This is a genomic window from Eisenbergiella sp. OF01-20 (assembly GCF_003478085.1).
In the GTDB taxonomy this organism is placed as follows: domain Bacteria; phylum Bacillota; class Clostridia; order Lachnospirales; family Lachnospiraceae; genus Eisenbergiella.
This window is the reverse complement of the sequence record NZ_QUES01000041.1, coordinates 44,217-53,827: the sequence shown is the minus strand read 5'-3', so window position 1 is coordinate 53,827 and position 9,611 is coordinate 44,217. Positions and strand designations below refer to the sequence as shown.

The 9,611-nt window shown below is 48.6% G+C and carries 7 protein-coding genes; all 7 read right to left on the bottom strand.

Annotated features, from left to right (window positions below; translation table 11 throughout):
• Nucleotides 1–65 precede the first annotated feature (65 nt).
• Nucleotides 66–908 (bottom strand): carbohydrate ABC transporter permease, encoded by an 843-nt coding sequence (locus tag DXA36_RS28325; protein WP_118682627.1) that lies wholly within the window; start codon nucleotides 906–908, stop codon nucleotides 66–68.
• 35 nt (nucleotides 909–943) lie between these two features.
• Nucleotides 944–1,828, bottom strand: a complete 885-nt coding sequence (locus DXA36_RS28320; RefSeq protein WP_118682626.1) for a carbohydrate ABC transporter permease — start codon at nucleotides 1,826–1,828, stop codon at nucleotides 944–946.
• 23 nt (nucleotides 1,829–1,851) lie between these two features.
• Nucleotides 1,852–3,252, bottom strand: a complete 1,401-nt coding sequence (locus DXA36_RS28315) for an ABC transporter substrate-binding protein (RefSeq protein WP_118682625.1) — start codon at nucleotides 3,250–3,252, stop codon at nucleotides 1,852–1,854.
• Nucleotides 3,253–3,475: 223 nt separating this feature from the next.
• Nucleotides 3,476–5,185: an AAA family ATPase gene (locus tag DXA36_RS28310; protein ID WP_118682624.1), complete on the bottom strand. Its 1,710-nt coding sequence runs from the start codon at nucleotides 5,183–5,185 to the stop codon at nucleotides 3,476–3,478.
• A gap of 197 nt (nucleotides 5,186–5,382) precedes the next feature.
• Nucleotides 5,383–7,020: an amidohydrolase gene (locus DXA36_RS28305; RefSeq protein WP_182479300.1), complete on the bottom strand. Its 1,638-nt coding sequence runs from the start codon at nucleotides 7,018–7,020 to the stop codon at nucleotides 5,383–5,385.
• Between the two features lies 1 nt (nucleotide 7,021).
• The gene (locus DXA36_RS28300) at nucleotides 7,022–8,161 is read right to left on the bottom strand and encodes an aromatic amino acid transport family protein (RefSeq protein WP_118682622.1); all 1,140 of its coding nucleotides are present in this window, start codon (nucleotides 8,159–8,161) and stop codon (nucleotides 7,022–7,024) included.
• A gap of 376 nt (nucleotides 8,162–8,537) precedes the next feature.
• Nucleotides 8,538–9,608, bottom strand: coding sequence for an ABC transporter permease (locus tag DXA36_RS28295; protein ID WP_118682621.1), 1,071 nt, complete (start codon nucleotides 9,606–9,608; stop codon nucleotides 8,538–8,540).
• Nucleotides 9,609–9,611: the final 3 nt, after the last annotated feature.

The following is a 9,611-nucleotide window of genomic DNA, read 5'->3' as shown; positions in this document are numbered from 1 at the left end:
GCAGGGCAGCAGGCCGCACAGGGAAGCAGGGGCGGGGGACACCAAACTTTTTTTATCTGCCCCCATCAATTCTTCATGCCGGAATATACAAACGCATCGCTTACCTTGTTGCTGAAGAAGATATACAAAAGGATGACCGGAAAGCTGGCAATGACAAGGGACGCCCCCACTGGCCCCCAATCGGTGGAAAACTGTCCGTAAAATCCGGCAAGCCCCAGCGGCAGCGTTTTCAGTTCATTTTTGGTAATCAGAATCAGCGCAAGGCTGAATTCATTCCAATGGGACATAAACTGATAAATCACCAGCACCGAAATAGCCGACTTCATCAGCGGAAGGATAATGCTGAAATACGTTCTCATAAAACCTGCCCCCTCCAAATATGCGGATTCTTCCAGTTCCAGGGGAAGGGTGAGATAAAATCCATACAGTACCATCACACCGAACGGAAAACTCAGGGCCGTATACGGTAATATAAGCGACCATAAGGTATTGGTCAGATGAAGGTTCTTCACCATGACCACCAGAGGCGTCATAACGGCCTGTATGGGTATAAACATACCTGCCATAACCAGGGAATGCAGAGCTTTTGTCGTGCGCACCCGCACCCTGGCTACCACATAAGTAAAGGTAAGGCAGAAAAGGATCCCCAGAAACATAGCGGTGAGGGATACCACAATACTGTTCCTGAAATAAAGGGGGATATCAAACTGGGTCACCGCCTTCACATAATTGCTCCACTGGGGTACGATAGGCGGCCCGAAAGGGTTGGTGACAAAAATTTCTTCGTTATTTTTCAGGGAATAAAACCCCATCCAGATGACCGGATAGAGACAGACTACCGCATAGAGGATCATTAGCAAATAGACCGGGATCCACGCGGGCCTGAACCTTCTCTTTTTATGTTCCATTCTTACTTTCCTCCCTGCCAAACGCAGCCATCGATTCAGTATTGTCCGTCAAACCGTTCTGTGAGCTTATTGATCACCAGCATCATTCCCACGCAGATTATCACGATGACCACTGCGATTGCGCTGCCGTAGCCATATTTCTGCAGGCCGAAAAGGGCTTTATACATCATGATAGGCATAGTATAGCTGGAATTTCCGGGACCTCCGCCCGTCATCAGGAAAATCATTTCAAAAGCCCGGAAACCATAGGTGATGCACATAACCACACATACCTTTATTGTAGGAATGGTAAGCGGGAGCGTAATATGAAAAAACTGCTGCCGTTTATCCGCCCCATCAATATAGGAGGCTTCATAATAGACATCGGGCACGTTTTTCATAGCCGCATAAATAATGAGCATATGATACCCCATGCCTTTCCAGGACTCTGCCAGGACAATAGCTATCACTCCTTTTACCGGTTCATAAAGCCAGTTCTGTTCCCAGGCCAGCCCCAGATGCCTTGCCATCTGGTTGATAAGCCCGAAATCCCCGTGATACACGGAAATCCACAATTGTGCCACCACCGACACGGACAGCAGCACCGGGAAGAAGTAAACATCTTTAAAAAAACGTCTGCCCTTTATATTAAAATTCGCCAGAAAATAAGCGAATAAGGTTCCCAGCCCTATCTGGTATACGGTGAGCACCCCGGAATACAGCAGACTGTTACGGATGGAAACCTTCAGATCTCTCGATGTAAAAAGCCGTTTGAAATTATCCAGTCCCGTAAATACGGCCTCATTCACCCCATCCCATTCCGTAAAGCTCATTGCCGCCGATTCCGCCAGCGGTATAACGATAATCAGACAAAACAGGATAATTACCGGAGCCGTAAACAGGCACATCGCCGCTTTCTTTTTTCGAAATAACGGATTCATCTCTTCCCCCTTTCTTCCTTCTATTATTGGCCTAACGCTTCCGCGATCTGTTCCTCCAGATCCGCTATAAAATCCTCAGGGGTAATCAGTCCTGTTAAAAGAAGTTCGCAGGTATCCTCCAGTGCCACAATCAGCTCCTGATTGTTCAGCGACCATTCAAATTTTGTGGTTGACTGGATTTTATCCAGGTTATCCGCATAGTGCTGGTAGCTTTGCGCCCGTGCTTCCACAGGATCCACCTTTTCCTTCAGCACGCTTAAGGATCCGAGTTCCGCATTGGCAATGTCTCTCGCTTCCAGAAAGCTTAAAAGAACCTTTTTGGAGTATTCCGCATATTTTCCTTTGGCGCTTACCGCATAGCCGCCCATGGAACCGGTGCCGCCGGATTCCGTCCAGTGTGTATCCTCCTCTTTGCCGGCCACGGTAAACGGATTATATTCAAAGTATCCGATATTGTCACCGTAACCGCCTACCGCCGCGTCGTTAAAAAACCAGCTGCCGTTTATCAGCATGCCCGCCTGTCCGGTTTCCACCAGTTCAAAAGCCTGGCTGGCATTGGTATTCAGGGCGCCTTTGCCGATTAGACCCATAGAAGTCAGTTCACTCAGCTTTTTGGCTGCTTCCAGATATTCCGGATCCGTAATTTTGGTGCTTCCGTCCTCCAGCCCTGTAAGCCCCAGAGGCTGTCCTTCCCCTACCACAGCCATATCGAACATCTGCAGCCCCGGCCATTTCTGTTGGGCAAACAACGCCAGCGGGATAATACCGTCCGCATTCAACGCTTCCACCACGGCCTTGAATTCTTCATAATTTTGAGGTGCCGACAAGCCAAGCCTTTCAAACACTTCCTTATTGTAAAATACTTCACAGCACTCCGGTACCGTGGAGCTGATAGCATAGAAATGGCCGTCCGCCGATTTTTTTACATCAAAGTTCCCTTCCAGATATTTGTCAAAAAACCCCGTTTCTTCAATTACAGAATCCAGTTCCGCCAGATCCCCCGATTTAATCAGGATATCGGTCAGCTGTCCGGTACATTCAAAGATATCCGGCAGTTCCCCCACTGCCGCCCTTGTCTTAAGAACGCTGCCGTCGGAATCGGTCCTGTGTTCGATGTTGATCTTCAGATCCGGATATGTCTCCTTCATAATTTCCAGTGCCCTGTCCACCTGTGCAATGGCGCTGTCCGCATAATAAGTATAGATGGTCAGTTCCCCGGGAACCTCTCCCGTATCCGCCTGGGCTGTTGTCTTTGCCGGCCCGGATTCTGCACTATCGGTTTCCCCGCTCCGTGCTTCTTCTCCCGCCTCCTGGGACTGGGCCGCTTTGGATTCTCCGCCGTCCGCCGCCCCGCCGCAGCCTGCCAGTATTGTTGAAACAGCCAATGCTGCCGCCAGAATAGATGCTGTCAGTTTTCTTTTCATACCTTCTCCCTTCTGCACGCATGTACCGTGCCTGCCGGAGTGTAAAGCTGCTCCGGCGCGCTGTTCTGTATGGCTTTATTTTAGCAAAATACATAGATACAGGACATGGATTCAACGTGTCTGGAATGGAATATTTGCGCTTTTCCATTTCCTCTGATATTGACACAAAGAAGCCGGCCATATCCCTTTTCAGGCAAATGGCCGGCTTCTTTTCCAGACAGTATTAATTTGCTGCTTCCCCCAATTTTAATACAACACATTCTTTATTACAAAATGCAATCCCATAACAAATGACAGTTCGGTAACCTTTCACAAACTCTGCGGCATATCTTCTGTCATCAATCTGCTTTACCGCATCCCGGCAGCCGGCTTCCAGCAAATCCGGAGAATCAACCCGCTTCGCTTCTATCAGCATAACCCGCCTGTTACTCCTGTCTCTGATGACAATATCTGTCCGTCCTGTTCCATGCTCTCTGTTTGATTCCACGTAATAACCTGCGCCTGTAAAAACACCGGCTATAAACGCATGATAAAAATCTTCTTTATAATCATGGTAGCTTATGGTATCGAAAAGCAAATCCGAAAGAATAACAGTAGCTTTTTTGGCATTTCCTTCCCACATGGCCCGGAACAAATCACTGCGGTCTACTGTAGCTACCTTGTCCCGAAACCATTCCACCACTGTTTTTTTAAAAATCAGCTTCACTTCTTCATTAGGAATTTTCAGCAAATATCTGCTGTTTTCCACTCCCGGGCCTTCCTGCGGATCGGATTGTTCCGCCTGTGTTAAATACCCTGTTAAATATAAAAGGCTCCATAAATTTGATTCCGAAGAATGAAGGGTATCGTATGTCAAATTTTGTTCAATGATTTCCTCTATGCATCCGCCGTACAACAGGATTTCAAACTTATCATTGACTGCCAAATCCTGACGTCCATCGCTGTTCGCAAGTTCAATAAATGTCCGAAGAATCCCATTATGGCTGGTATCCTCCCAATAACTTTTCGGCTTGGTATTCGGATTATCCTGAAGTGCATTCACATGGTTCAGAACATCCCATGGACAATATATATCAATAGACCCAAAATGATATCCGTCATACCAATGTTTGATTTCCTCCGCATGATTCTCATATCCTGTAACCTGCAGCATTTTACGGACTTCGTCCTTTGTAAAACCAAAATATTCGTTAAAACGATCTCCTGTAATTGTATCAGATACAAAATTATTGGTACCTGTAAAAATACTTTCTTTCCCAATTCTTAAACATCCCGTAATTACTGCAAATTTCAGGAAAGGATTGGTTTTCAACGTTTTTCCAAGCAATCCCCGTATAAGGTTAAGCATATCATCATAATATCCACCTTCATTTGCTTTTGCAAGCGGCACATCATATTCATCGATAAATACAATTACCTGTTTACCAAAACAGGCCTGCATCATGCGCATAAGTATATATAAGGCATTCTGGATATCAACGGAATCTGCCTTCTGATATCGGATCTTATTAAAAAGTTCCACATCCGCCGGATCAACTTTATCGCTTTCCAGCAAATACGTATGTTCTTTATATAGATCGGAAATATTTACAGCTAATTTCTTTTCCGCCTGTTCAAACGTTTTGTCGTCTACTTCCTTCAGGGATAAAAAAAGAACCGGCCAATTGTTTTGCCACTTTTCACATAATTCTTTGTTCTTTTCAATGCACAGACCGGAAAACAGTTTCCCCGTATCCTTCCGGATATCAAAAAAAACGGCCATCATATCCATCGTCAGGGTTTTTCCAAACCTTCTCGGTCTGGTAATCAAATTAACTTCAAATGTTTTTCTCAGCAATTCTGCAATAACTTCTGTTTTATCTATATAATAATATCCTTCTGTACGGATTTTTTCAAAGCTGTCTATTCCCAATGGGAATACAATATTACTCATACTGTACTCACTCCCTTTCCGTACTATGTTTTCCAGATGCAGATACGCCAATAAGGTACGATCCGGGTAACTGTGAGGGTTGATCCGTTGTAACAGTCCGGATAGACCTTAACCGTTACGATTAGTTACCTATATGGTGATAATTCGAGTTTACCATGATATCGTCGTTTTATCAAGGAGCACCGATTATCGGGGTACTATATCTTCTTCTTTCTTCGCAGCAGCAGCTTAAGAAGTTCCCGCACCGTCCCCTTCATCGGCTCATATTTTCTGCCGTCCTTCACCATATATTCCGCATGGAGTTCCCCGAATTCTTCCGGCCCGGCCTTGAAAAAATCCTGTTTCAGCACGAAGAAATCCGCCTTTTTCCCAACCGTCAGCATTCCGCTGTCTCCTTCCTCCCCAAGCATCCTGGCCGGCTCCCTGGTATAGGTACACAGCGCCTGATAATTGGTGAGGGATTGCTGCGGCAGATAAAATTCCACCATGCCAAGCATTTGTTCAAAAGGGTTCATGGACTGCACAGGCGAATCACTGGATCCGCAGAGACATACCCCGGCTTCCAGCAGCTCCTTCAGGGGGATCTGCTGCTCTGCCTTTTCCTCCGGCAGGAACTGCTCATAGCTTTTCAGGTACCTCTTATCCAGCCAGGAAAAACCGGGCTGCACGGTCAGCGCCAAAGGCAGCTTCTTGATTTTCTCCACCGCCTGGCGGGAGGGGAATTCAAAATGATCAATGCGGGAGAGGGGGCTTTCTTTTTCTGCTATTCTTCCCTTTTCTTTTTGGACCGTCTCATAACAATCCAAAATCTGGTCGATAGCCGCTTCTCCGATAGCATGGCTGGAAAGCTGGATTCCTTTCTGTGCTGCTTCCCGGACTTTGCTTAGAATCAAGTCATTCTCATAATAGCAATGGCCCTTTTCTCCGGTATCGCGGAAAGGGGTATAGAAAGCGGCGCTGTGGGAGCCTACCGAACCGTCAAGCTCCCAGCTTCCGCAGCCGCCTGCCCGTGGATGCCTCTGCAGCCTTCGATAGGGCCTGGTGCGCTCCAAATCCATATATTGGGGGAACAGGCGGACATCGATCTCCATACGGGAAGCCAGAAATGCCAACAGCCGGGTGAGGAGATCCGTTTTTACATCTTCGTTTCCGTCCATGGCACACACACGGCTTATGCCGTAACGGGCGCATAAATTGGAGAAATTGGCAATTCCCCTGGCGAGAACCGCAGGGGTAACGTTTGCCGCAATGAGATTGGTCACCTTTCCCTGCATAAATTCATGCTCTTCCCCGGAAAAACGGCCGTCATGTCCTTCACAGGGCAGTCCCAGCTTTTTCATCAGAGCCGTGGAAATAGCGCTGCTGTGTCCGTCTATATTATAGATTATCATGCTTTTACCGCCGGTCCATTCATCCAGCTCATGGCGGTCGGGCAGCCGTTTCTCCTTCATAGCGGACAGAATATACTGGTTAGCCACGATAATTTTCTGCCCCGGATGGGAACGGCAGTAATCCCTGATTTTGGCTTCCACCCCCGCCATACAGTCCGGCGCGATCCCTCCGGCGGTCACCTCACACAGAGTAAAGCTGGAGGCCGCCAGGATCATGGTATAAAGCAGATGTACATGGGAATCGGTCAGCGCAGGATAAACATGCATGCCCTCCAGGCAGATGTAACGGTCATAACCCGGCAGGGTTTCCCGGTTCCCGCTGCCCACGAATACGATCCGGCCGCCTTCTGTTCCCAGTGCCGTAAAGGTTTCCTGCTCCCCGTTTTCCTGTTCCGTTCTTTTCTCCATGGTATGGATTGTTCCGCCATAATATAATGTTTTCATCTTATATTGCCACCACATTTCCCACCGCCATAAGAAGATAAGCGATAATAATCAGAACCTGCATCCAGCCGCCGCCCCATCTTCCCAGCAAAGAACCGCCCGGTTCCCGGGAAGCCTTGCCAAAGGCAGGCACCACCATAAGGGCGATGAGGATGGCAATAAGCCCTCCGGCCAGCCGCATAAATTCCATAAATCCTCCCAGTCCCGCAAAGGTAAGCGCCAGGGACGGCAGCGTGGCTATTACCCAGCATATCCTTTTGGAAAGCTTCAGCTGTTCCTCCACGATGTCCGCAAGCGCCAGGGAAATGGACCAGTAAGTGGTCAGCATGGCAAGAATGGTAAATAAGGATCCCACGATTTCCGCCCAGCTGCCGATCCCCCTGCTCCAGCCGATCATGGCAACCTCCGTCACCTGGGCAGAGGAAAGCAGGGCGCAGACCGTAATTACGGTAATCAGGATAACATTATTCAGAAGCCCCAGGAATACGGCCTTTCGTACTTTTTTTCCATCCCCGCCCAGGCCTGCCGCCGCCTGCGGCACAGAAAAAAACGCAGAAAAAGCAAACATCGCCATTCCGAAATAGGCCAGCCCTTCCGTCAGACTCCCTGCCTTTACAGGAAGCGGATTCCGGATATGCAGCAGGGAAAAACAGGCCAGCAGGCCGACCAGAAGGAAAATAATCCCCACAGCCAGTTTTTCGCTCACCCCCACAGCCTTCAGTCCAAAAAGGACTACACTAGCCGCCGCCACGTAAAACAACAGCCGGGAAAGCCACAGGGAAATGCCCAGCAGTTCACTGATAATTTCCGCCGCGCCGGATATGTATGCGGCCAGATTGGTAAAGAGCACCAACGCCATAATCACAAAAAAAGCCAGGGTCAGCAGCTTTTTATACTTTCCCCGGAATAAATACCGGGAAAACACCTCAATAATCTGGGAACCTCCGCCGCTTTTTACCACCAGTTCCGCTATCATCACATGAAGGACGAAGCTTGCGAGAAAAGCCGCCGCCAGAATAAAAAGGCTCACAAGGACGCCGTTTCTTTGGGCCAGATAGGGCATGGCCATGACGCCTCCTCCGATTCCATAGCCTGTAATGATACAGGCGCTTTCCGCAATTGTCAGTTGTTTATTTTTCATGATTATCTTATCCTTCTCCATTCTGTCCATATTGGGAAAAATCTTTGGGCCACAGCATAGGACTCAGCCCGATTTCATTCACTTTAATTCCCGCTTTTTTCAACTCATCAGGCGAGAGTAACGCCTTGTTTGTGTAAATGGGTTTTCATGAAACGGCTGCCATGCGGAATCTTCTATATATATCACTCTGTTACCTCCCCTGTTCTCTTTTTTAACACGAATGCCTGCCGATGGAAAGCCGGGACATCATGGGAAAAGCCCCATTGCTTTCTGTTATCAATGCATTATGTTATAAATTGTAACATTACGTGCATGGAAATAACAAGATCTATTATCCTGCGGATAACAAAGGATACAAGCGTATCGTAATTTACCGTCACTCATAAGGATCCCGCCCGGTTTGTACGCGGCCATGCCGCTTGCGGCCGGCCGCTCCTTTTCTCCTCTCCCTGTTCCCATCCGTCCGCAAATACAAAGCAAGCCAAACCCCGCAGTGGATCGCTAACAGCAGGATATATTCCCCCGGAAACACCCCGCCCTCAAGGAGTTCCATGATTCCCTGAAAGGCAGGGACCGAAGGGATAAGGCAGGTCAGCCCGATCCTTCCGCCTCCGGGAGCATCCAACAGCCAGAACAAAATGGGCGGAGCGATAAAACCGATCATCACCAGCTTTAAAAGACCGATTCCCGTCATCAGGCCCTCCGCGGCTCTCCCGATAAATGCACCGGCAAGGGAGGCCAGAAACGCAGACAAAAAAATGACAGCGGCCAGCCCCGGCAACCGGCTTAAACGGACAGGCCAGATACAGATAACTGTGGTAAGCCCCGCAGACAGGACACCTCCCAGCAGGCCAACCCCTATTTTCTGAAACAGATAGGCCAGCCTGGAACAGGGCAGGATATCATTCACCAGCAGGATTCCATCCTCCTTTTCTCCCAGAATGTTCATCGCACTGAAGGTTCCTCCCATAAACATGGCTGTAACTATACTGATGGAAAGTAACAGCTTTTTCATCCCCGTATCGGCCTCCCGTACATCCAGCGTCACCTGTACCGTCTTTATTGCCGCCCGTTCTTCATAAAGCAGGGGAAGGCGATCGGCAAGCCTCCGGTACAGTTCCTGCTCATCCCCTGCCCGTATGACGGAAATCCCATCTTCCCGGGGAAGGATTCCTATTATATTGGTGGATGGTTCCAATACCGCCTCCTCCAGCGCCTCCTCCGACGGATACACCCGTACCGTACCGATTTCTTCCAGCCAGCTTTGGATATCCGCAGCAAACAGGCTTTCCTTCACCACTCCGAATTCCGGTTCCGCCAGCTCCAGTAAATCCACCTCACCCAGGAAATGCAGGGCAATCCCGGCAGCCACCGGCAGCAAAAAAGACAGAACGCACATTTTATCCCGGAAACAGCTTTTCAGCTGATATAACAGTCCCTTTCCCACCTC